Here is a 23226-nt window from a genome sequence, read left to right as displayed (position 1 = left end):
GGGGCGTCCTTTCGCTTTTCGCCCTTTAGCCGACGTAACTACCGTGCTGGGGACAATGGTGGCCGGGCGGGGGTGTGGTGGGCCTCCATGGGCGGAGCCCGGCCGCCATTGTCCCCAGTACCCCGAGCTAGTTAACCGGCCCCGTCCACTTTTCCCCCGCACCCTCCCCAGGCGCATCCGGGTACGGCGATGCCTCGCGGAAGGCGAGCTGCACCGAGCGCAGCCCGTCACGCAGGGCGCGGGCGTGGTGGTCTCCGAGGTCGGCGGCGCTCGCGGTCACGAGGCCGGCCATGGCGTTGATGAGCTTGCGTGCCTCATCGAGGTCGAGCTGGTTTTCTGGGTCGTCGGCGAGCCCGCACTTCACCGCGGCGGCGCTGAGCAGGTGCACGGCGACCGTGTTGATGACCTCCACGGCTGGCACGTCCGCGATGTCGCGAGCCGCCTCCGCATCCGAGTATCCCGTAACGGGCGATCCCGGTTCCTCGGGGTGATTATGACCGGTGTCGCTCATGGTTCTTCCTCTGTTAGACTTAGCGACGGCTTCGAGGCCTCATGGTCTCGAAACGAAAGTGGAGATTCTCCCACCCGCGCTTACCGCCGGTTGCAGCTGTTGTTTCAGCTCAATAAAAGGTTACCGGGTTGTTGGTGCCCCGCCCGCGGTCACGAAGGTGTCCGCGGGTAGTCAAGGGTGCCGTGCCGGTTATGGCGAAAGCACATGACCCGGCGCGTGATCTCCTCCTCTCGTCCCCGGCACGACATCCGTCGTCCGCTGGCTGCGACTGCTGAGTATTAGAGGAGAAACGCATCAGCGATCCCCGTACCAATGACCGTATCCGCGTGCCGGAGGTCCGACTTGTTGGCCCAGGCGGCGAGCAGGTCGGTGTCGTGCGCATTGAAGACGCCATCCGTCTCGCTCAGGAGGCCGACCTGGATTTGGTTGAGGTAGCTCCCAATTCCAAGCCTCCCGTGGCCAAGATCATGGATTTCGGCAAGTTCAAGTACGAGACTGCGCAGAAAGCCAAGGAGGCCAAGCGCAACCAGTCGAACACGATCCTCAAAGAGGTTCGCTTCCGTCTGAAGATCGATGTTCACGACTACGAGACCAAGCGCAAGCGCGCCGAGGGCTTCCTCAAGGGCGGCGACAAGGTCAAGGCCATGATCCTGTTCCGCGGTCGTGAGCAGTCACGTCCCGAGCAGGGCGTTCGCCTGCTGCAGCGCTTCGCAGAAGATGTGTCGGAGCTCGGCACTGTCGAGTCGACGCCTACCATCGACGGTCGCAACATGGTCATGGTCATCGGACCACTGAAGACCAAGGCCGAGGTCAAGGCCGAGACGGATGCGAAGCGTGCGTCGAGCAAGCCGCCGCGCGAGGAGCGCGAGCACGCATCGAGCGATGCTGCGGCGGATGCCCCTGCTGCGGCCACCGAGTCCGCTCCGGCCGCCGCGCAGGCCGCGCCGGCGCAGACGACACCGAAGGCGGCAGAGCCAGTCACCGAGGCGACGCCGGAGCTGGCCAAGGCCGAGGAACCCAAGGCCGAAGAGCCCGCGGCCGCTGCGCCGAAGGCTGCAGAGCCGAAGGCCGCAACGCCGAAGCCGCAGGCTGCAGCGAAGGCCCCCGCCACACCCAAGGCACCGGCCACGCCCAAGGCCCCGGCGCCGAAGGCACCAGCTGCCAAGGCTGCGCCGAAGCCGCGCGCCGCGACCACCAAAGATGTGACGACGGACTAGTCCGTCGGGCAACAGTAAGAACGTCAACAAGGAGAGATATGCCCAAGCAGAAGACCCACTCCGGGGCCAAGAAGCGATTCAAGGTCACCGGCAGCGGCAAGATCATGAAGCAGCAGGCTGGCATGCGCCACAACCTCGAGGTCAAGTCGGGCAAGCGCAAGCGCAGCCTGAACCAGGACGAAGCGGTGGCTCCCGCCAACGTGAAGACCATCAAGAAGCTTCTCGGCCTCTAAACCGCCGACCGAGACACAGAAGGAACCAGGAAGATGGCAAGAGTAAAGAGGGCGGTCAACGCCCACAAGAAGCGTCGCGTAATCCTCGACCGCGCGAGCGGTTACCGCGGTCAGCGTTCGCGCCTGTACCGCAAGGCCAAGGAGCAGGTCACCCACTCCCTCGTCTACGCATACCGTGACCGCCGCGCTCGCAAGGGTGACTTCCGTCGCCTGTGGATCCAGCGCATCAACGCCGCGTCGCGTGCCAACGGCCTCACCTACAACCGCTTCATCCAGGGCTTGAACCTGGCTGGCATCGAGGTCGACCGCCGCATCCTCGCCGACCTCGCGGTCACCGAGCCGACAACCTTCGCGGCGATCGTCGCCGCCGCCAAGGCAGCGCTTCCCGCGGACACCTCCGCGCCGAAGGTGAACGCAGCCTGACACTTGACTGGCTGAGCCGCGTCGGCGCGTCCCCTGAGGGCGCATCCGGCTAGCATTGAAGCCATGTTGGACAACCCGCGTTCCCCCAGGGTTCGAGCGGTGGCAAAACTTGCCAAGAGAGAAGCCCGGTCACAGACCGGGCTCTTTCTGTTGGAGGGGCCGCAGGCAGTGCGCGAGGCGTTGACCTTCCGGCCCGAATTGGTCGTGGATGTCTTCGCGACGCCCACCGCTTTCGAACGTCACGGCGACATCGCGCGGGCGGCGGCCGAGGCGAATGTCGAGGTCGAGTTCGTCACGGAGCACGTGCTTGATGCGATGGCCGACACGGTCACCCCGCAGGGGATCGTGGCCGTGTGCGAGCAGTTCCCCACCTCGGTCAAAGACATCCTCAGACCGGATGCCGACGGCCGGGCGCCGACGCTCGTCGCGATCCTCGAGGAGGTGCGCGATCCGGGCAATGCAGGCACGATCATCCGGGCCGCTGACGCCGCCGGAGCCGACGGCGTCATCTTCAGCGGCCGCAGCGTCGACTTGTACAACCCGAAGGTGGTGCGTTCCTCAACGGGATCCATCTTCCACGTTCGAGTCGCCGTCGGCGCGGAGCTCGAGCCGCTGCTGGAGCGCGTCCACGCGGCGGGGCTCCAGGTGCTCGCGGCCGACATCAAGGGCGACGATCTGCTCACCGCGCGCGAACGCGGCACTCTCGCGAAGCCGACGGCCTGGTTGTTCGGAAATGAGGCCAGGGGACTGTCCGACGAGCAGCTCGGCATGGCCGATGCCGCCATCACGGTGCCGATCTACGGCCACGCGGAGTCGATGAACCTGGCGACCGCGGCATCCGTATGCCTCTACGAATCTGCCTTCGCCCAGCGAACGAGACTCGGATAGCTCCGGCCTCTGTAAGCGCTTGTCACGCATCCATCACGATGCTCCGGCGGGTTTGCCCTTGCCCGGTCGGTGTGATTGTCTGAACGGATGGAGCCTTCACGCAGTGGTGAACCGCTGGTCGTCATCGATCACGTCAACAAGCACTTTGGTGAGCTTCACGTTCTGAAAGACATCTCGACCACGGTTGCCCGTGGCGAGGTCGTCGTCGTGATCGGCCCCAGCGGCTCCGGCAAGTCGACGCTCTGCCGAGCGATCAACCGCCTCGAGACGATCGACGACGGCACGATCACCGTCGACGGCCGTCCGCTTCCTGAAGAGGGCAAGGCTCTCGCACAGCTTCGTGCCGAGGTCGGCATGGTGTTTCAGTCGTTCAACCTCTTCGCGCACAAGACAGTGCTCGAGAACGTGACCCTCGGCCCGCGCAAGGTTCGCGGGCAGTCCAAGGCCGTCGCGGACAAGCGGGCGATGGAGCTGCTCGACCGCGTCGGCGTGGCCAACCAGGCGTCGAAGATGCCGTCGCAGCTCTCGGGCGGCCAGCAGCAGCGCGTCGCGATCGCACGCGTGCTCGCGATGGACCCGAAGCTCATCCTGCTCGACGAGCCGACATCCGCACTCGACCCGGAAATGATTGCCGAGGTCCTGGATGTCATGGTGCAACTTGCCAAAGACGGCATGACCATGGTCGTTGTGACCCACGAGATGGGTTTCGCCAGGAAGGCCGCCGATCGCGTGCTCTTCATGGCAGACGGGGAGATCGTCGAGGAGGCGACCCCCGAGCAATTCTTCACTAACCCGAAGAGTGCGAGAGCGAAGGACTTTCTCTCGAAAATACTTACCCACTAGATCAGTGGATAAGCAACACAGCTAGGAGACAACCATGAGACTCAAGAAAAGTCTGATGATTACCGCCATCGCCGCTGCCAGCATCCTCGGGCTTGGAGCATGCGCATCCGGAAGCGGCACCCCAACCGCTCCCGTGGCCAAGGCGCCGAAGTTCGAGGCGGGCACCACCATGGCGAAGCTCGCCAAGGCGGGCACCATCACGATCGGCACCAAGTTCGACCAGCCCCTGTTCGGTCTTAAGGGACCGGATGGCAACCCTGTCGGCTTCGACGTCGAGATCGGCAAGATCATCGCGGGCGAACTGGGCATCGCGCCGGACAAGATCAAGTGGGTCGAGACCGTGTCGGCCAACCGCGAGCAGTTCATCGAGAACAAGACGGATGACATCGTCATCGCCACGTACACGATCAATGACGCTCGCAAGGAGAAGATCTCCTTCGCTGGCCCGTACTACAACGCCGGCCAGGACATCCTGGTTCTGAAGGGCAACCCCGAGAAGATCAAGGGACCGGAAGACCTCAAGGGCAAGAACGTCTGCAGCGTCGCGGGTTCGACCTCCGAGAAGAACATCAACGAGTACGGCGTGAACCTGATCACGACGGACACCTACTCGAACTGCCTTGAGCCGCTGCGCAACGGCAAGGTTGTCGCGGTGACCACGGACAACGTGATCCTCGCCGGTCTCGCCGATCAGAATCAGGGCGAGTTCGAGGTGCTGGGCAACCCCTTCACCGAGGAGCCCTATGGCATCGGGCTTGCGCACGACGATGACGCCTTCCGTAACTTCATCAACGACGTGCTCGAGAAGTCATACAAGGACGGCGCGTGGAAGAAGGCCTGGGAGGCCACCGCGGGCAAGGTTCTGAAGACGCCGGAGCCGCCGGCCGTCGACCGCTACACGAACGGCTAGCTCACTGACCGTGAGCCCGTCCGCTCAGGCGGGCGGGCTCATGGCACGCACACAACAGGAAAGGGAGGTGAAGGGTGGACGCCATCATTGACGTGACCCCGATCTACCTCGCCGGCTTCCTCCAGACGCTCACGCTGCTGGTCATCTCGGGCATCGGTGCCTTCGTCGTCGGCGTGATCGTCGCCACGATGCGAATCTCTCCGGTGCCGTCACTCCGGGTGTTCGCCACGGTGTACACGGAGGTTCTCAGGAACGTGCCGCTGCTGCTCGTGCTGATGTTCTGCGCCTTCGTTCTTCCGATCCTGGGTTCCGGCCTCGACTACTTTCCGCTCGCGCTCATCGGACTCATCGCCTACACCTCGCCGTTCGTCGCGGAGGCGATCCGCTCGGGCTTCAACGGGGTGCCCGTCGGTCAGGCGGAGGCCGCGCGCGCCGTCGGCATGGGCTTCGTGCAGACCGTCGGTCTCGTGATCCTGCCGCAGGCCGCACGCATGGTCGTTCCGCCTCTCATCAACGTCTTCATCGCGCTCACCAAGAACACCTCGGTGGCCGGCATCTTCTTCGTCAACGAACTCTTCAAGCAGACCAACGCGGCCACTCGTGACAATCCGAGCTCGGTCATCCTGGTGCTGTTGTATGCGGCCGCGCTCTACCTCGTCATCACCGTGCCGCTTGGCCTCATCGCCGGTGCGATCGAGAAGAGAGTGGTGGTGGCCAGATGAGCGTCAGTGTTCTGTACGACGCGCCGGGCCCGAAGACCCGTCGTCGCTCGATGATCGCCTCGATCGTCGGCATCGTCGTGATCATCGCCTTCTTCTTCTGGATGTACGTCACGCTCGCCGCGCCGCGGGTCAACGCCAACGGTGCGACGACCCCCGGCATGTTCGACGCCTCGAGGTGGGACGTTCTGGCCCAACCGGTCGTGTGGACCTCGTTCGGCACGGCGACGCTCAACACGCTCCGGATGGCCGCGGCCGCAGCAGTCCTCGCCGTCGCCATCGGTATCGCGTTCTCCTTCGGTCGCACGGCGCGCCAACGGTGGATTCGGGTCGCGACGGGCATCATCCTGGAGTTCGTGCGCGGCATCCCGCTGCTGCTCATGATCTTCTTCGTGTTCCTCGTCTTTGCGGTTGGCTCCTACTGGTCTGGCGTCCTGGGACTGGCCATCTACAACGGTGCGATCATCGGTGAAGCACTGCGCGCCGGGGTTGTCTCACTGCCACGCGGCCAAAAGGAGGCCGGCCTTGCCGTCGGCCTCAGCCCGCTGAAAACGTGGAGGCTGATTGAGTTTCCGCAGGCGTTCCGGCAGATGTTGCCGATCATTCTGGCGCAACTCGTCGTTCTCCTGAAAGATACTTCGCTCGCCTATATCGTCGGCTATCCGGAACTTGCGAGGACGATCAAAAACGATACGAACTTCTTCGGCAGCCGGTACATTTTTACGCTCTTCATCGTCGGCCTGGTCATCTACCTCGCGCTCAATCTCACTCTCTCGTGGATCGCTCGCTTCGTCGCGAGGCGCAGCGGACCGAAGCTCGGCAAGGCGACGGCGGCCGTTACGCGGCAACCGGGCGAGGACGGCACGAGGGCCATCACGCTACCGCGGCAGAATTACGGGCCGCCCGATCCTCCGCACTAAACTTGGGCCTCGTGCCTGAGACTTCACCCATTACCGATCAGGCCGTCGAGTCGGCGGTGACCGCCGCTCTTGCAGCGGTCGCATCAGCGCCCGACCTCGCCGGCTTCACCCGCGTCAAGAGCGAGCACCTCGGCGAGGCATCCACGCTCGCGAGGCTGAACGCCTCGCTGCGCGACGTCGCGCCGGCAGATAAGGCCGCGGCAGGCAAGCTCGTCGGGCAGGCGAGGGCTCGAGTGAACCAGGCCTTTGCCGCCCGCGAGAGCGAGCTCCACACTGCAGAGGAGACGGCTCGGCTCGCGCAGGAATCGGTGGATGTGACCGCGGTCGCGAGCCGCTGGACGCCCGGTGCGCGCCATCCGCTCAGCCTGCTGATGGAACACATCGGCGACATCTTCGTCGGCATGGGGTGGGAACTTGCGGAGGGACCGGAGCTCGAGAACGAGTGGTTCAACTTCGACGCCCTGAACTTCGACGAGGATCACCCCGCTCGCGCGATGCAGGACACCTTCTTCGTCGAGCCGAAGGACTCGCACCTCGTGCTGCGCACCCACACGAGCCCGGTGCAGATTCGTTCGCTGCTCACCCGTGACCTGCCGGTGTACGTCATCGCTCCAGGCAAGGTCTACCGAACGGACGAACTCGACGCCACGCACACGCCCGTGTTCCACCAGGTCGAGGGCATCGCCATCGATAAGGGGCTCACGATGGCGCACCTGCGCGGCACGCTCGAGCACTTCGCGAGGATCATGTTCGGCGAGGCCGCGAAGATTCGCCTGCGCCCCAACTACTTCCCGTTCACTGAGCCGAGCGCCGAGATGGACGTCTGGCAGCCGAACGCCAAGGGCGGTGCGCGCTGGGTCGAGTGGGGCGGATGCGGCATGGTCAATCGCAACGTCCTTCGAGCGGCCGGCATCGATCCGGACGAGTACCAGGGCTTCGCCTTCGGCATGGGCATCGAGCGGACGCTGCAGTTCCGCAATGACCTGAACGACATGAGAGACATGGTCGAGGGCGACATCCGCTTCAGTCAGCAGTTCGGAATGGTGGTCTGATGCGCGTCCCGCTGAGTTGGCTTCGCGAGTTCGTCGACGTGCCCGTCGATGCGACGCCCGAGGATGTCCACGCTGACCTGGTGAAGGTCGGCCTGGAGGAGGAAGACATCCACCGCTTCGAGCTGAGCGGACCGATTGTGGTCGGCCAGGTGCTCGAGTTCACGCCCGAGCCGCAGAGCAACGGCAAGACCATCAACTGGTGCTCCGTGCGCGTTGCGCCCGAGGGCGAGACCGCCGCCGACGGGGGAGAGGATGTGCGCGGCATCGTCTGCGGCGCGCACAACTTTGTCGCCGGCGACAAGGTCGTCGTGACCCTGCCCGGCGCCGTGCTGCCCGGCCCGTTCCCCATCGCCGCACGCAAGACCTACGGTCACGTGTCCGACGGCATGATCGCCTCAGCGCGCGAGCTCGGTCTGGGGGAGGAGCACGACGGCATCCTTCTGCTCGCCTCCCTCGGTCTCGACCCGGAGGTAGGTACGGATGCTGTGGCACTGCTCGGCCTGGATGACACGGCCGTGGAGGTCAACGTCACCCCCGACCGCGGCTACGCCTTCTCGATCCGCGGGATTGCTCGCGAGTACTCCCACTCCACCGGAGCGGCCTTCCGTGATCCGGCACAGCGCGCCGATCTGCCGTTCCCGGAGGCCCCGTTCCCTGAGCCTGTCGAAGGGAACGCGTCGAGATTCCCCGTCGCCATCGACGACGTCTCGCCCATCCGGGGTCGTGTTGGCGCGAGCGTCTTCATCACGCGGGTGGTCAGGAACATCGACCCGACCCGTGCCACTCCACCGTGGATGGTGGCGCGACTCAAGCTCGTCGGCATCCGTTCGATCTCGCTCGTCGTCGACATCACCAACTACGTGATGTTCGAGCTCGGCCAGCCGATCCATGGCTATGACCTGAATCGGTTGCACGGCGGTATCGTCGTTCGCCGAGCCCTCCAGGGCGAGAAGCTTGTCACCCTCGATGAGCAGGTGCGCACGCTCGATGCGGAAGATCTCCTGATCACCGACGATTCCGGGCCGATCGGTCTCGCCGGCGTCATGGGCGGGGCGTCGACCGAGATCAACGACGGCACGACCGACGTCCTCATCGAGGCCGCGAACTTCGACCCGGTCTCCATTGCGCGGTCGGCGCGGCGCCACAAACTGCCGAGCGAGGCATCCAAGCGCTTCGAGCGCGGCGTCGATCCCGAGGTCGCGCAGGCGGCCGCCGCACGTGTCGTTCAGTTGCTCGTCGAATTGGCAGGCGGAACCGCCGATGCCCTCGGCTCGCGCTGGTTCGCGTCAGAGGCACCTCAGCCGATCGAACTGCCCACGGGTTACGTGGAGTCGATCGTGGGCGTGCGATACACCGATGATGAGACCCGGTCCTCGCTTCTGGCGATCGGCTGCTCGGTCGACGACGCAGCGACCGGATGGATTGTCACGCCGCCGAGCTGGCGTCCCGACCTCACGGACAAGGCCACGCTCGCGGAGGAGGTGGCGCGCATCGTCGGCTACGAGCGCATCCCCTCCGTGCTGCCCACGGCTCCTCCCGGTCGCGGTCTCACCCGCCCGCAGCGTCTTCGCCGCACGGTGTCGCAGATGCTCGCGGCAAATGGACTAACCGAGGTTCTGGCATATCCGTTCGTGTCGGAGGCGAGCAACGACACCTTCGGTTCGCCGACGGCGGGGTCTGTGCCGCAGCTGAAGCTCGCCAACCCGCTCGACGGGGAGGTGCCGTACCTGCGCACCTCGCTCATTCCGGGGCTGATCGAGGTGGCGAGACGCAACCTGTCGAGGGGGCTGACCGACCTCGCCATCTTCGAGTCGGGTTCGGTCTTCCTCCCCGAAGCGAATCGCACCTACGGCGGGGGACCGCTGCCGATCGGCAACGCGCAGCCGAGCGCCGACGTGCTCGACGCCCTCAACGCCGGCATTCCGCCACAGCCGCGCCACCTGGGCGCCCTCCTCCTGGGTGCGGCCGTGCAGAAGCAGCCCGAGCAGGCCGCCATCCGGCGCGGGCTCGGCGACGCTCTCACCGTCGTGCAGCAGCTCGGTGCCGCGCTTCGCGTGCGCATCGAACCACGTCAGGGTGCTCATCAGGTGCTGCATCCCGGGCGCACGGCCGAGCTCTTCGTGGGCGACCGAAGTGTGGGCTTCGCGGGCGAACTGCTCCCAGCGCTCGCGGAGGAGCTCGACCTGCCGCGCGTGGTCGCGGTGCTCGAGCTCGACCTCGATGTGCTGGTTTCCCTGGCAGACGAGGATGCGGCTCCCGCGGCGATCGCGACGCTGCCGGCGGCAACGCAGGACCTGTCTCTGGTCATCGCATCCGATATCCCCGCGGGCGACGTGCGCGCGGCCATCGTCGAGGGTGCCGGCTCGCTTCTCGAGGACGCGAGACTCGTTGACGACTACCGCGGCACGGGCGTGGAGGACGGCACGAAGTCGTTGACCTTCGCGCTGCGTTTCCGGGCTGCGGACCGCACCCTGACCGCAGCCGAGGCGAGTGACGCGAAACTTGCGGGACTCGCCCTCGCGACGCAAAGATTCGGCGCCAAGCTGCGCGAGTAGCGCGGGTCCGGCGGCACTTTCGCCCGGAATAGCGGCATTTTCCCCCGCGACACGGCGCAGGAATACTGCGTCCGATTCGTCGGCTGCAGCAGAGAGGAGGTATGGTCATTCACATGGACATCCGCGGAATGCGTCACGGCGAGCTTCGCCGTTCCGCCCGCGCGCGCCGATCGTGGGCGACGCCGCGCCGCTGAATCCTCAGCACGCTGGATGACCAGCACTGATCGCGCCGTCGCCGCCTAAGATCCCTGTCCGATCGATCACTAAGGTAGCGCTATGTCTTACTCCGTTGCCGTGGCTGGTGCCAGCGGCTACGCGGGTGCCGAGCTCTTACGGCTTCTCAGTCTCCATCCCGAGTTCGAGGTGACCACCGTCACCGCGCACCAGAACGCGGGTCAGCCGCTCGCCGCAGTGCACCCGCACCTGCGCTCGCTCGGCCACCTCGACCTCAACGCCACGACGACCGAGACGCTCACCGGTCATGATGTCGTCTTCCTCGCCCTTCCGCACGGCGCCTCGGGCGAACTGAGCGACGCCCTCGCGGCCACCCCGCTCGTCGTCGATTGCGGTGCGGATCACCGGCTCACCAGCGAGAGCGACTGGGCGCAGTTCTATGGCGGCGACCATCACGGGGCCTGGAGCTATGGGCTCCCGGAACTCGTGCTCGCGGGCGCAGGAAAGCAGCGCAATGCGCTCGTCGGCACCAAGCGCATTGCAGTACCCGGATGCAACGTCACGGCTGTGACGCTGGGGCTCGCTCCCGGAATCCGGGCAGGCGTCATCGAAGCGAGTGACCTCGTGGCGGTTCTCGCCGTGGGCACCTCGGGCGCCGGCAGGAGCCTCAAGACCTCACTGCTCGCGAGCGAGATCCTCGGCTCGGCTTCGGCGTATGCCGTGGGCGGCATCCACCGACACGTCCCGGAGATTCGGCAGAATCTCAGCGCCGCTGGTGGCGCCAACGTTTCGATCTCCTTCACCCCGGTACTCGTGCCGACATCGAGGGGCATCCTTGCCACCTCGACAGCGAGACTCGTTGACGGTGCGACCGCGAGCCAGGTGCGCTCGGCCTGGGAAGAGGCGTACGGGGATGAAACCTTCGTGCACCTGTTGCCCGAGGGCGAGTTCCCGAAGAGTGGCGACGTCACCGGCGCCAACATCGCGCTCGTCGGCCTGGCCGTCGATGAGGCGTCCGGCCGCGTCGTCACGATCACCGCGATCGACAACCTGGTCAAGGGCACGGCCGGAGCGGCCGTCCAGTCCGCAAACCTCGCACTCGGCCTGCCCGAGACCCTCGGCCTTCCCGTGGATGGAGTAGCACCGTGAGCGTCACCAGAGCACAGGGTTTCGAGGCCGCCGGCTTCGCGGCCGGACTCAAATCGAGCGGCAACAAAGACGTCGCTCTCGTCGTTAATCGCGGCCCGCGTCAGGCCGCCGCGGCAGTCTTCACGAGCAACCGTGCCAAGGCGAACCCCATCCTGTGGTCAGAGCAGGTGATCTCCGACGGCATCGTGTCGGCGATCGTGCTCAATTCCGGCGGAGCCAACTGCTACACCGGCAGCTTCGGCTTCCAGACCACGCACGCCACGGCCGAGGCCGTCGCCGACGCGCTCGACATCTCCTCCGGCGATGTTCTCGTCTGCTCCACCGGCCTCATCGGCAGCGGTGACCAGCGGTTCCGCGACCGGGTTCTCGCCGGCGTCGCCGGCGCCGTGCCGATCCTGTCCACGAGCGGTGGCGAAGATGCTGCACTCGCGATCATGACGACGGACACGCACAGCAAGCAGGCGGTCGTCGAGCGCCAGGGATGGTCGATCGGCGCGATGGCAAAGGGTGCAGGAATGCTGGCGCCAGGGCTCGCGACGATGCTCGTCGTCATCACCACCGATGTCGACCTCGGTTCCGCAGACCTCGATCGCGCCCTCAGGGCCGCGACTCGTGTCACGTTCGATCGCCTCGACTCCGATGGCTGCATGTCGACGAACGACCAGGTGACGCTCCTCGCCAGTGGGGCATCCGGAATCGTGCCGGACCTCGACGAGTTCCAGTCCGCGCTCACGCAGCTCTGCGACGACCTCGCGCTGCAGCTGCAGGGGGACGCCGAGGGCGCCAGCCACGACATCTCGATCCAGACCATCCACGCGGCGAGCGAGGACGATGCGGTCGAGGTGGGGCGTGCCGTTGCGAGAAACAACCTCTTCAAGGCCGCAGTGTTCGGCAACGATCCCAACTGGGGCCGCGTCCTCGCCGCGGTCGGCACGACCCGTGCGGAATTCGACCCCTACGACATCGACGTCTCGATCAACGGTGTGCGGGTCTGTCACTCCGGCGAGCCAGGCGAACCGCGCGAGGCCGTGGATCTGGCGCCGAGATCCGTGCACGTGCTCATCGATTTGAAGTCGGGCGAGGCCGAGGCGGTCATTCGCACGAACGACCTCACCCACGACTACGTCCACGAGAACAGCGCGTATTCCAGCTGATGGCCGACGACAGCACTGCGACCTCGGCGAAGGCCGAGGCGCTCATCGAGTCCCTGCCGTGGATCGCGCGGCTCCAGGGCAAGGCCGTTGTCGTGAAGTTTGGCGGCAACGCGATGGTCGACGAGTCTCTGAAACGCGCCTTCGCAGAAGACATGGTCTATCTCAGGCAGCTGGGCGTCCGTGTCGTCGTCGTGCACGGCGGTGGGCCGCAGATCTCCGCCGAGCTGACGCGCCGCGGGATCGCGAGTGAGTTTCGCGGCGGACTGCGAGTGACCACCCCGGAGGCGCTCGACGTGGTGCGTGAGGTGCTGACCCTCGGCGTGGCGCACGAGCTCGCCGGCTTGCTCAACGAGAGTTCGACGCCGGGAACAGTAGCGATCGCGCAGCCGTTATCCGGCGAAACCGACGGGCTGTTCCGGGCCGAGAAGCGCGGGGTCATCATCGACGGCGAGGCGGTCGACCTGGGGCAGGTGGGCGACGTAGCCGAAGTTAATCCCTCGGTCGTCCTCGCGCTGCTCGACGCGGGAAAGATTCCCGTCGTGTCGTCGATCGCACCGGATCGCGACGATCCGGCGCACTCCCTCAACGTCAACGCCGACTCCGCGGCTTCTGCGCTCGCCATCGCGCTCGCGGCAGAGCGCCTCGTCATCCTCACCGACGTCGCGGGGCTCTACCGCGACTGGCCGAACCGCGACTCGCTCGTGGATCGCATCACCGCCAGAGAGCTCGATGCGCTCATTCCCTCTCTCGAATCGGGCATGATTCCGAAGATGACGGCTTGCCTCGACGCCGTTCGTGGCGGGGTCGGTTCGGCCGCCGTCATCGACGGGCGCGTACCGCACTCCATCCTCCTCGAGGCCTTCAGCACGACTGTGCTCGGCACCGAGGTCATCGACCCTGATCGGTCCCAACCAGTGAAAGCAGAGAAGTGACAACCGAATCGCATGCCCCCGCCGTCGACACGGACGCGACGGAGAACTGGCGCGAGCGATTCAGTGACGCTCTGATGGGGTCCTACGGCAAGCCGCTCGCGCTGCTCGAACACGGCGAGGGTTGCGTCGTGTGGGACACCGACGGCAAGCGTTATCTGGACTTCCTCGCCGGAATCGCCGTGAACTCTCTCGGGCACGCGCATCCGGTGCTCGTGGATGCGGTGAGCAGGCAGATCGCCACGCTGGCACACGTGTCCAACTACTTCGCGACTCCGCCGCAGCTGGAGCTCGCCGAGCGACTGCTTCGCCTCAGCGGCGCGGGCAATGCCGGCCGCGTCTTCTTCGGTAACTCCGGAGCAGAGGCGATAGAGGCCGGCGTCAAGCTCGCGAGGCTCAATCGTCAGGGCGGTCACCGACCCCGCATTCTGAGCCTCAGAAATTCCTTCCACGGCCGCACCATGGGCGCGCTCTCGCTCACCGGCAAGCCCGTCCTGCGCGAAGCATTTGAGCCGCTGCTTCCCGGAGTCGAGCACATCGACAGCTCCATCGAGGCGCTCGAGGCGGCGATGGACGACACGGTCGCGGCGCTCTTCGTCGAGCCGATCAAGGGCGAGGCCGGCGTGCACGACCTGCCGGAGGGTTACCTCCAGCGCGCCCGCGAGCTCACCACTCAGCACGGCGCCCTGCTGATCCTCGACGAGATCCAGACCGGCGTCGGCCGCACGGGCAACTGGTTCGCGTTCCAGGGGCACGGCATAGTGCCGGATGCGCTGGCGCTGGCCAAGGGGATAGCCGGCGGTGTTCCCATCGGTGCGCTCGTCACCTTCGGCAGCGCTTCCGAGCTGTTCCTGCCCGGGCAGCACGGAAGCACCTTCGGCGGCAATCCTCTCGCCACAGCCGCGGGCAACGCGGTGCTCGGAGAGATCGAACGTGCCGGTCTCATCGAGAATGCCACGCTGCGCGGCCGGCAGCTGAGAGAGATGATCGCCGCGCTGGACGCACCGCTCATCACGGAGGTTCGGGGAGAGGGCCTACTGATCGGGCTCGGTCTTGCCAGGCCCGTTGGCCATCCGCTGGCCGAAGAGGCGCTGAAGCTCGGGCTGATCATCAACGCGCCCAACGATTCCAGCATCCGCATTGCCCCGCCGCTCATCGTCGGCGACGCAGAACTCGCCGAATTCCGCACCATCTTCATCAAGGCCCTGGAGGCTATCGCATGACCCGTCACTTTCTTCGCGACGACGATCTGAGCCCCGCAGAGCAGGCCGAGGTCCTCGACCTGGCGCTCGAGCTGAAGAAGGACCGCTGCGGTGCGCGTCCGCTCATCGGCCCGCAGACGGTCGCCGTGATCTTCGACAAGTCGTCGACTCGTACGAGGGTGTCGTTCGCGGTCGGCATCGCTGAGCTCGGCGGCATCCCGCTCATCATTAGCACGGCGAACAGCCAGCTGGGTGGCAAGGAGACGGCGCGCGACACGGCACGCGTGCTCGAGCGTCAGGTCGCCGCGATCGTCTGGCGCACCTTCGGCCAGGCGGGTCTCGAAGAGATGGCCGAGGGCACGAAGGTCCCCGTGGTCAACGGGCTCTCCGACGACTTCCACCCCTGCCAGTTGCTCGCCGACCTCCTCACCATTCGCGAGCACCGGGGTGCACTCGCGGGGCAGACGCTCACCTTCGTGGGGGACGGTGCAGACAACATGGTGCACTCGTATCTCCTCGCCGGCGCGACAGCGGGAATGCACGTGCGAATCGCGTGCCCGGTCGACTACCTGCCGAAGGACAGCGTGATCGCCGACGCCGACGCGATCGCCGAGGCAACCGGCGGATCCGTCGCCATCTACACCGATCCGATCGAGGCGGTCGCCGGCGCCGATGTCGTCGTCACCGACACCTGGGTGTCGATGGGCAAGGAGAGCGAGAAGGCGCAGCGACTCGTGGATTTGGCCCAGTACCGTGTGGATGCGGAGCTGATGTCGCTCGCCAAACCGGATGCGCTGTTCCTGCACTGTCTGCCGGCCGATCGCGGGTATGAGGTGACGGCCGAGGTCATCGACGGCCCGCAGAGCGTCATCTGGGACGAGGCGGAGAACCGGCTGCACGCGCAGAAGGCGCTGCTCGTCTGGCTGCTTCGGCAGCAGTAGGGTTGCCCGTGCGCCGAGCGAAGGAGACATCAGATGGCAGTTGAGAAGCAGGGAGCGGTCGGCGAGACGGCCCAGGGTGCCCTCTGGGGCGGACGGTTCAGCAGCGGTCCATCGCCGGAGCTGTCGCGGCTGAGCAAGTCCACCCAGTTCGACTGGCAGCTCGCGCCATACGACCTCGCCGGCTCGCGCGCACACGCCAAGGCGCTCGCCGAGGCCGGCTACCTCACCGATGATGAGCTCGCCGGCATGACCTCCGCACTGGAGCGCCTGCGCGGTGCTGTCGCAGATGGCAGCTTCGCGGCGCTGGAGTCCGACGAGGACGTTCACGCTGCGCTCGAGCGCGGCCTGATCGAGCTGGCGGGGCCCGAGCTCGGAGGAAAGCTGCGTGCCGGGCGTTCCCGTAACGATCAGATCGCCACGCTCATCCGCCTGTATCTGCTCGACCATTCGCGCGCGATCTCCAGCCTGGTCATCGACCTGATCGACGCGATCGCCGCCCAGGCCGAGGCGCACGGCGACGCCCCGATGCCGGGTCGAACCCATCTACAGCACGCGCAGCCGATCCTCTTGGCCCACCACCTGCTGGCTCATGCCTGGCCGCTCGTGCGCGACCTCGAACGCCTGCGCGACTGGGCTGCACGCGCCTCCGCCTCGCCCTATGGCGCGGGCGCCCTCGCGGGAAGTTCGCTCGGGCTCGACGTGGGTCTCGTTGCTCGAGAACTCGGCCTGGATCGTCCCACCGAAAACTCGATCGACGCGACCGCGAGCCGGGATGTCGTGGCAGAGTTCGCGTTCGTCGCCTCCCTCATCGGCGTCGACATGTCGAGACTCGCCGAAGACGTGATCATCTGGAACACCAGGGAGTTCGGCTTCGTCACGCTCGACGACGGCTACTCGACGGGATCGTCGATCATGCCCCAGAAGAAGAACCCCGACATCGCCGAGCTTGCGCGAGGCAAGGCCGGCCGGCTCATCGGCAACCTCACCGGGCTGCTCGCGACCCTCAAGGGCCTTCCGCTCGCATACAACCGTGACCTGCAGGAAGACAAGGAGCCGGTCTTTGACTCCGTGACCACCCTCGAGGTGCTCCTTCCCGCCTTCACCGGCATGATCGCTTCGCTTCGCTTCAACACCGAGCGGATGGCCGAGCTCGCACCGCAGGGCTTCTCCCTGGCCACGGACGTGGCAGAGTGGCTCGTCACCCAGCGCGTTCCCTTCCGCGAGGCGCACGAGATCAGTGGCGCGCTCGTGAGCTTCTGCGAGGAGCGAGGCATCGAGCTCAACGACCCATCGGATGCCGAGCTCGCCTCGATCTCGCCGCATCTCACGCCCGCGGTGCGTGACGTGCTCACGGTGGCCGGTTCGATCGCGAGCAGGCGCGGTGCCGGTGGCACAGCACCCGTGCGCGTCGCGGAGCAACTCGCGTCGCTCACCGCGCGAGTGCGCGAACTCTCCTCGGCGATCGGGGTGCTGTAGTCCTCGTGCTCGATCGTGCTCGTCTCCTCGCACCGTCGTACGAGTGTGCGCCGTTGCTGCTCGGTTCCATCCTCACCGCGACCTCGGAGGAGGGCGCGGTCAGCCTGCGCATCACCGAGGTCGAGGCGTACCACGGCTCGGAGGATCCTGGCTCGCACGCCTTTCGCGGCAAGACGAACCGCAACGCCGTGATGTTCGGCGAGCCCGGCCACCTGTACACCTACTTCACCTACGGCATGCACACCTGTGCCAACGTCGTCTGCGGTCCGGAGGGCCAGGCGTCCGGGCTTCTACTGCGGGCCGGCGAGGTGGTCGAGGGCGTTGAGCTGGCGAGGGCCCGGCGACTGACCTCGCGCAAGGATTCCGACCTCGCGCGCGGCCCCGCCCGGCTCACCGTCGCGCTCGGCATCCACCTCAGCGACGGGGGACTCGATCTCGCGAGCGATCGCATCCGTCTGGAGCTGGGCGCGGGGGAGTCGCGCTATTCGACGGGTCCTCGCACGGGTGTCTCCGGCGCGGGCGGCACCGAGGAATTTCCCTGGCGCTTCTGGTTGCCCGGCGACCCGACTGTCTCGCCCTACAAGCGGCACTCGCCCAAGAAGAGGGTCTGAGCGCGTCAGTTCAGCGCGATGACGAACACCGCCGCGCTCGCGCAGCCCCAGACGAGGCTGACGAGGCTGCCGATGATGAAGCGCTCGCGCGCTTCGGCCGCATCGAGTTCCGTGAACCTGCCGACGCCCTTGAGAGCCACGATCAGGGCGATGGCTTCCGGATGTCCCGCCACGATGGCCGCGGCCACAGCGAGTCGCTCCAGGATGCCGATGGTCGAGCCACCGCGCAGAACCTCGCGCTTCGCGGCCGTCTCGATCGCGGCAGTGTCAATTGCGGCCGTGTCGACTCCCGATGCCCGTACAAGGATCCCGCCGTGCCGTCCCGCCGGATTCTCACCTCCGGCAAGGCCGAGGGTCACGATCACGGCCGGGCTGCCTCCCACGATCGCCAGTGCGATGCAGAGCAGCGCGAGCAGAGCGGTGACTCCGAACGGTGGGTGGCTCGAACCAAGCGAGGCGAACACGATGGCCAGCACGAGCAGGCCCGCGGCGACCCAGGCGAAAAGACGTTTGCTTGCTGCCAGGGCCGCGAAGACGAGTGATGCCGTGGTGATCGCGAGCAGGAGCGACCAGTAGAGCCATGTGCCGAGGGGGAGTGCTTCGATGAGGGCGGTGGGGGATGTCATGCGCCGTGCTCGCTTCCCTGGTCGGCATCGAGGTTGTCCAGCACCCGCGCGAGCGCCGTATACGACGCGAGCTCCGTGCGGATGGCTGCAATCTTCCCACGGCTGCTCACGGCCTGAGGGGTGATCTTCAACTCGCGGGCGGCGTCGCGCTGGTTGAGTCCGCGCGCGGTCCGATCGAACAGCTCCCAGCCCTCCGTGGTGCGGCGGGAACGCAGCACGAGCAGGAGGTCGATGAGCGCCTCCGCCTCCGCTGCCGTCGTTGCCCTCGACCCGCCATCGTCTCTGGCCTCCTCCGCTGCGAAGTGTGTGCCGCGCTTCTTCGCTCGCCCAATCGCAGCGCGCGCAGCGATGAACGCCGAGCCGCTTGCCTCGCGCGTGGCGCGGGGGAGTGGCGTTCGGATCTCGCCGGCACCGAGGCCTACGCTCCAGTGCCCGGACCTCGTGAGCCCGAGAATGATCTGGAGCGCGACGTCGCCATCCGGCGCGATGACCTGGATCTCGTCACCGGCGTTCCGGTCGACGGGCAGCGTAAGCCTGTCACCGAACCGAGCGTTGAGGTCGTCGAGCACGAGGCCGGCACGGTCCTCGGTCGAACGGCTCTGGATCTGATCGGCCGTGATGACCAGCATCGGGCACTCTCCTTCGCACATCAAGCCGCTTGCATTGATTCCAATACTTATCAAGTCATATAGCTTTATCTAAGCCAAGTCAAGCCTGCACCATTGACACAAAATCCGCGCACAAGCCGCTGCTACCGTAATAGCCATGCCAGATTCCGCCGCACTCGCAGGCCAGCGCAACGACCCATCGTTCGCCGACGTCTGGGACGAGATCCTCTGGCGAGGCCTCGTGCACGTCTCGACCGACGCTCAGGAACTCAAGACCCTCCTCTCCGGTCCGCCGATCACCTACTACTGCGGCTTCGACCCCACCGCCCCGAGCCTTCACCTCGGCAATCTCGTGCAATTGCTGCTCCTTCGCCGCTTGCAACTCGCCGGTCACAAGCCGCTGGGGCTCGTCGGCGGATCCACCGGCCTGATTGGTGATCCGCGTCCGACGGCCGAGCGCACCCTCAACACGAAGGACACGGTGCAGGAGTGGGTCGGCTACCTGCAGGCGCAGGTGTCGCGCTTTCTGAGCTTCGACGGCGATAACGCCGCGCGGCTCGTCAACAACCTCGACTGGACGGCGCCGCTCAGTGCGATCGACTTTTTGCGGGACATCGGCAAGTACTTCAGGGTCGGCACGATGCTCAAGAAAGATGCCGTGAGCGCGCGGCTCAATTCGGACGCGGGCATCAGCTACACCGAGTTCAGCTACCAGATCCTGCAAGGAATGGACTTCCTGGAGCTGTACCGCAGCTACGACTGCGTGCTCCAGACCGGGGGATCGGACCAGTGGGGCAATCTCACGAGCGGCACCGACCTCATCCGCAGGGCAGAGGGGCAGAGCGCGCATGCGATCGGCACGCCGCTGATCACCAATTCCGACGGCACCAAGTTCGGCAAGAGCGAGGGCAACGCGGTCTGGCTCGATCCGGCGCTCACGAGTCCATACGCGTTCTACCAGTTCTGGTTGAACACGGACGACGGCGACGTCATAGCGCGGCTCAAGATCTTCACGTTCCTGTCGAGAGCCGACATAGACCGTCTCGCGGATGCCGTGACTACCGAGCCATTCAAGCGAGAGGCCCAACGCACACTCGCCTTCGAGGTCACGAGCCTCGTCCATGGAGAGGACGCCACCAATGCCGCCATTGCGGCGGCACAGGCGCTCTTCGGGCAGGGAGACCTGACCGAGCTCGACGAAGAGACCCTCGCAGCGGCCCTGCGAGAGCTCCCCAGCGCCACCGCGGGCGTCGAGACGGGCATTATGCAGCTGCTGGTCGACACGGGCCTGTGCACGAGCCTGGGTGAGGCGAGGCGCGCGGTCGACCAGGGAGGCGTGTACCTCAACAACGTCAAGGTCGCGGATGCCGCACTCACCCTCGAGGGAGCGCTGCTTCCGGGCGGTATGGCCGTACTGCGCCGGGGAAAGAAGACGCTCGCTGGCGTCTTTGTCGAGCGCTGACGCCGCGCGACACGCCCGGGATTGCACGTAATTTGCGCCGTCCCCCAGAGCACCGTAATCTTCTTACTTGTCACCCCAAAGGTTCGAAAAGCCGCAGAGCTTACGGCCTCAAGAGGGACACAATCCTAAGTCACATAGCGACTAGCCTCTTGTAGGAAGTCGTCTTCAGATCTTAGGATGGAAATCCACCTCGTGAGCTATCAGGTCCATTCGGCGCGCGCTTTTCAAGCAGCCCGGCGGATTTGACAAGCACTGCGAAGGTGGTAAGTTAGACAAGTTGCCCGGCGCGAGAGCGAGGGTGACAAACACTGAGGAATTAGCCCTGAGTAGAAGCCGTGATGGCTGAAATCAGGAGCGTCCGATCCTTGAGAACTCAACAGCGTGCACAATGTCAAATGCCAAAAACCTCGTGCATTGACGGTCGTTTCTAGCGACTGAAGATGCAGGAGATTCCTTTGGAAACAGATTAAAACAACAAAGCAAATGTCAGCAATGATGTTTGTTCTTGTCAGTTTCAAACTTGTGCCATGTCCGCCCATTCCGGCGGCTTGACACACTAGATGTGCCGGCGACCTCGGTCACCGTGCAATCAAACATTTACGGAGAGTTTGATCCTGGCTCAGGATGAACGCTGGCGGCGTGCTTAACACATGCAAGTCGAACGATGAAAGAGGAGCTTGCTCCTCTGGATTAGTGGCGAACGGGTGAGTAACACGTGAGTAACCTGCCCTTGACTCTGGGATAAGCACTGGAAACGGTGTCTAATACCGGATACGACCCTCGGAGGCATCTTCAGGGGGTGGAAAGAATTTCGGTCAAGGATGGACTCGCGGCCTATCAGCTAGTTGGTGAGGTAACGGCCCACCAAGGCGACGACGGGTAGCCGGCCTGAGAGGGTGACCGGCCACACTGGGACTGAGACACGGCCCAGACTCCTACGGGAGGCAGCAGTGGGGAATATTGCACAATGGGCGCAAGCCTGATGCAGCAACGCCGCGTGAGGGACGAAGGCCTTCGGGTTGTAAACCTCTTTTAGTAGGGAAGAAGCGAAAGTGACGGTACCTGCAGAAAAAGCACCGGCTAACTACGTGCCAGCAGCCGCGGTAATACGTAGGGTGCAAGCGTTATCCGGAATTATTGGGCGTAAAGAGCTCGTAGGCGGTTTGTCGCGTCTGCTGTGAAAACTGGGGGCTCAACCCCCAGCCTGCAGTGGGTACGGGCAGACTAGAGTGCGGTAGGGGAGATTGGAATTCCTGGTGTAGCGGTGGAATGCGCAGATATCAGGAGGAACACCGATGGCGAAGGCAGATCTCTGGGCCGTAACTGACGCTGAGGAGCGAAAGCATGGGGAGCGAACAGGATTAGATACCCTGGTAGTCCATGCCGTAAACGTTGGGAACTAGATGTAGGGTCCATTCCACGGATTCTGTGTCGCAGCTAACGCATTAAGTTCCCCGCCTGGGGAGTACGGCCGCAAGGCTAAAACTCAAAGGAATTGACGGGGGCCCGCACAAGCGGCGGAGCATGCGGATTAATTCGATGCAACGCGAAGAACCTTACCAAGGCTTGACATATACCGGAAAAGGCTGGAAACAGTCTCCCCGCAAGGTCGGTATACAGGTGGTGCATGGTTGTCGTCAGCTCGTGTCGTGAGATGTTGGGTTAAGTCCCGCAACGAGCGCAACCCTCGTTCTATGTTGCCAGCACGTAATGGTGGGAACTCATAGGAGACTGCCGGGGTCAACTCGGAGGAAGGTGGGGATGACGTCAAATCATCATGCCCCTTATGTCTTGGGCTTCACGCATGCTACAATGGCCGGTACAAAGGGCTGCAATACCGCAAGGTGGAGCGAATCCCAAAAAGCCGGTCTCAGTTCGGATTGAGGTCTGCAACTCGACCTCATGAAGTCGGAGTCGCTAGTAATCGCAGATCAGCAACGCTGCGGTGAATACGTTCCCGGGCCTTGTACACACCGCCCGTCAAGTCATGAAAGTCGGTAACACCCGAAGCCAGTGGCCCAACCGCAAGGAGGGAGCTGTCGAAGGTGGGATCGGTAATTAGGACTAAGTCGTAACAAGGTAGCCGTACCGGAAGGTGCGGCTGGATCACCTCCTTTCTAAGGAGCACTCGAGGATGCCTCTGTATACAGGGCTAGTAAACCTCGTAAGCCACTTCGGAGACACGCGTTCTCCGTGGCGCTCATGGGTGGAACATTGACATTGTGACCAGGTAAGAGTCTTGCCTCTTAGTACGTCTCCTTCGGGAGATTGGAACGGAAGCTCGAGTCGAGTCTGGTCTTCTGCACGCTGTTGGGTCCTGAGGGACCGGGCCGCTTCGAAAGAAGTGGAACCACCTCTGGACCAACCTTGACCGAGATCTTCGGATGTCGGTTGAGACGGTCTTCGGACCTTGATCCCTGGCGAACCGCCGGCCCACGATTACTCGTGACACGGTAGGCACAGGTTAGACAAGGTACCGCCCGTATTTTGAGAACTACACAGTGGACGCGAGCATCTTAGACACTCGCATGGAGAGCAGGCTTCGGCCGGCTCGATGTGCGTGATGTCTTCATTTAGATCTAGCAATGCGTTGTTTATTCAACGCAACGCTGATCTTTGTGTA

Annotated in this window: 21 protein-coding genes and 1 rRNA gene; 19 read left to right on the top strand and 3 right to left on the bottom strand. The window is 64.9% G+C overall.

The window, feature by feature from the left end; genetic code table 11:
• Positions 1 to 127: 127 nt before the first annotated feature.
• The gene (locus ABUA37_RS06375; protein ID WP_349898288.1) at positions 128 to 511 is read right to left on the bottom strand and encodes a DUF1844 domain-containing protein; all 384 of its coding nucleotides are present in this window, start codon (positions 509 to 511) and stop codon (positions 128 to 130) included.
• Positions 512 to 837: 326 nt separating this feature from the next.
• On the opposite strand from ABUA37_RS06375, the gene infC reads away from it, so the two are divergent.
• The 17 genes from infC to ABUA37_RS06290 all read left to right on the top strand — a co-directional run bounded on the left by infC (position 838) and on the right by ABUA37_RS06290 (position 17907).
• Positions 838 to 1728 carry a translation initiation factor IF-3 gene (gene infC / locus ABUA37_RS06370; RefSeq protein WP_407075351.1) on the top strand — a complete coding sequence of 297 codons (891 nt, stop codon included), beginning with the start codon at positions 838 to 840 and terminating at the stop codon, positions 1726 to 1728.
• A 38-nt stretch (positions 1729 to 1766) separates the two neighbouring features.
• Positions 1767 to 1961 (top strand): 50S ribosomal protein L35, encoded by a 195-nt coding sequence (gene rpmI, locus ABUA37_RS06365; protein WP_349898287.1) that lies wholly within the window; start codon positions 1767 to 1769, stop codon positions 1959 to 1961.
• Between the two features lie 33 nt (positions 1962 to 1994).
• Positions 1995 to 2384, top strand: coding sequence for a 50S ribosomal protein L20 (rplT, locus tag ABUA37_RS06360; protein ID WP_349898286.1), 390 nt, complete (start codon positions 1995 to 1997; stop codon positions 2382 to 2384).
• Between the two features lie 63 nt (positions 2385 to 2447).
• Entirely contained in the window at positions 2448 to 3272 is an 825-nt protein-coding gene (locus ABUA37_RS06355; protein WP_349898285.1) for a TrmH family RNA methyltransferase, read from the top strand.
• An 87-nt stretch (positions 3273 to 3359) separates the two neighbouring features.
• Positions 3360 to 4115 carry an amino acid ABC transporter ATP-binding protein gene (locus ABUA37_RS06350; RefSeq protein WP_349898284.1) on the top strand — a complete coding sequence of 252 codons (756 nt, stop codon included), beginning with the start codon at positions 3360 to 3362 and terminating at the stop codon, positions 4113 to 4115.
• A 34-nt stretch (positions 4116 to 4149) separates the two neighbouring features.
• Entirely contained in the window at positions 4150 to 5025 is an 876-nt protein-coding gene (locus ABUA37_RS06345; protein ID WP_349898283.1) for a glutamate ABC transporter substrate-binding protein, read from the top strand.
• A gap of 74 nt (positions 5026 to 5099) precedes the next feature.
• Positions 5100 to 5747 (top strand): amino acid ABC transporter permease, encoded by a 648-nt coding sequence (locus ABUA37_RS06340; protein WP_349898282.1) that lies wholly within the window; start codon positions 5100 to 5102, stop codon positions 5745 to 5747.
• Positions 5744 to 6664 carry an amino acid ABC transporter permease gene (locus ABUA37_RS06335; protein ID WP_349898281.1) on the top strand — a complete coding sequence of 307 codons (921 nt, stop codon included), beginning with the start codon at positions 5744 to 5746 and terminating at the stop codon, positions 6662 to 6664. The genes ABUA37_RS06340 and ABUA37_RS06335 overlap by 4 nt, the downstream gene beginning before the upstream one ends.
• Positions 6665 to 6675: 11 nt before the next feature.
• On the top strand, positions 6676 to 7716 hold the full coding sequence (pheS, locus tag ABUA37_RS06330) for a phenylalanine--tRNA ligase subunit alpha (RefSeq protein WP_349898280.1): 1041 nt from the start codon (positions 6676 to 6678) through the stop codon (positions 7714 to 7716).
• Positions 7716 to 10271 (top strand): phenylalanine--tRNA ligase subunit beta, encoded by a 2556-nt coding sequence (gene pheT / locus ABUA37_RS06325; RefSeq protein WP_349898279.1) that lies wholly within the window; start codon positions 7716 to 7718, stop codon positions 10269 to 10271. The genes pheS and pheT overlap by 1 nt, the downstream gene beginning before the upstream one ends.
• A gap of 276 nt (positions 10272 to 10547) precedes the next feature.
• The gene (gene argC / locus ABUA37_RS06320) at positions 10548 to 11594 is read left to right on the top strand and encodes an N-acetyl-gamma-glutamyl-phosphate reductase (RefSeq protein WP_349898278.1); all 1047 of its coding nucleotides are present in this window, start codon (positions 10548 to 10550) and stop codon (positions 11592 to 11594) included.
• Positions 11591 to 12748, top strand: coding sequence for a bifunctional glutamate N-acetyltransferase/amino-acid acetyltransferase ArgJ (gene argJ, locus ABUA37_RS06315; protein WP_349898277.1), 1158 nt, complete (start codon positions 11591 to 11593; stop codon positions 12746 to 12748). Before argC ends, argJ begins: the two co-directional genes overlap by 4 nt.
• The gene (argB, locus tag ABUA37_RS06310; RefSeq protein ID WP_349898276.1) at positions 12748 to 13680 is read left to right on the top strand and encodes an acetylglutamate kinase; all 933 of its coding nucleotides are present in this window, start codon (positions 12748 to 12750) and stop codon (positions 13678 to 13680) included. The genes argJ and argB overlap by 1 nt, the downstream gene beginning before the upstream one ends.
• Positions 13677 to 14900, top strand: a complete 1224-nt coding sequence (locus ABUA37_RS06305) for an acetylornithine transaminase (RefSeq protein WP_349898275.1) — start codon at positions 13677 to 13679, stop codon at positions 14898 to 14900. The genes argB and ABUA37_RS06305 overlap by 4 nt, the downstream gene beginning before the upstream one ends.
• A complete protein-coding gene (gene argF, locus ABUA37_RS06300; protein ID WP_349898274.1) occupies positions 14897 to 15820 on the top strand; it encodes an ornithine carbamoyltransferase in 924 nt (307 codons plus the stop codon). The genes ABUA37_RS06305 and argF overlap by 4 nt, the downstream gene beginning before the upstream one ends.
• 33 nt (positions 15821 to 15853) lie before the next feature.
• Positions 15854 to 17296, top strand: coding sequence for an argininosuccinate lyase (argH, locus tag ABUA37_RS06295; RefSeq protein ID WP_349898273.1), 1443 nt, complete (start codon positions 15854 to 15856; stop codon positions 17294 to 17296).
• 5 nt (positions 17297 to 17301) lie between these two features.
• Entirely contained in the window at positions 17302 to 17907 is a 606-nt protein-coding gene (locus ABUA37_RS06290) for a DNA-3-methyladenine glycosylase (protein ID WP_349898272.1), read from the top strand.
• Between the two features lie 5 nt (positions 17908 to 17912).
• Here the strand turns inward: ABUA37_RS06290 and ABUA37_RS06285 are convergent, their stop codons facing one another.
• Together ABUA37_RS06285 and ABUA37_RS06280 are read right to left on the bottom strand one after the other, a co-directional pair.
• Positions 17913 to 18533, bottom strand: a complete 621-nt coding sequence (locus ABUA37_RS06285) for a hypothetical protein (protein ID WP_349898271.1) — start codon at positions 18531 to 18533, stop codon at positions 17913 to 17915.
• The gene (locus ABUA37_RS06280) at positions 18530 to 19162 is read right to left on the bottom strand and encodes a DNA-binding protein (protein WP_349898270.1); all 633 of its coding nucleotides are present in this window, start codon (positions 19160 to 19162) and stop codon (positions 18530 to 18532) included. The genes ABUA37_RS06285 and ABUA37_RS06280 overlap by 4 nt, the downstream gene beginning before the upstream one ends.
• A 136-nt stretch (positions 19163 to 19298) precedes the next feature.
• Here ABUA37_RS06280 and tyrS point away from each other — a divergent pair, with 136 nt between their 5' ends.
• Entirely contained in the window at positions 19299 to 20603 is a 1305-nt protein-coding gene (gene tyrS / locus ABUA37_RS06275; RefSeq protein WP_349898269.1) for a tyrosine--tRNA ligase, read from the top strand.
• Between the two features lie 596 nt (positions 20604 to 21199).
• Positions 21200 to 22720 (top strand): 16S ribosomal RNA (locus ABUA37_RS06270).
• Positions 22721 to 23226: the final 506 nt, after the last annotated feature.

The organism is Parafrigoribacterium soli, from assembly GCF_040227235.1.
Taxonomy (GTDB): Bacteria; Actinomycetota; Actinomycetes; order Actinomycetales; family Microbacteriaceae; genus Parafrigoribacterium_A; species Parafrigoribacterium_A soli.
The sequence above is the reverse complement of the archived record's forward strand: the minus strand, read 5'-3'. Positions and strand labels throughout refer to the sequence as shown.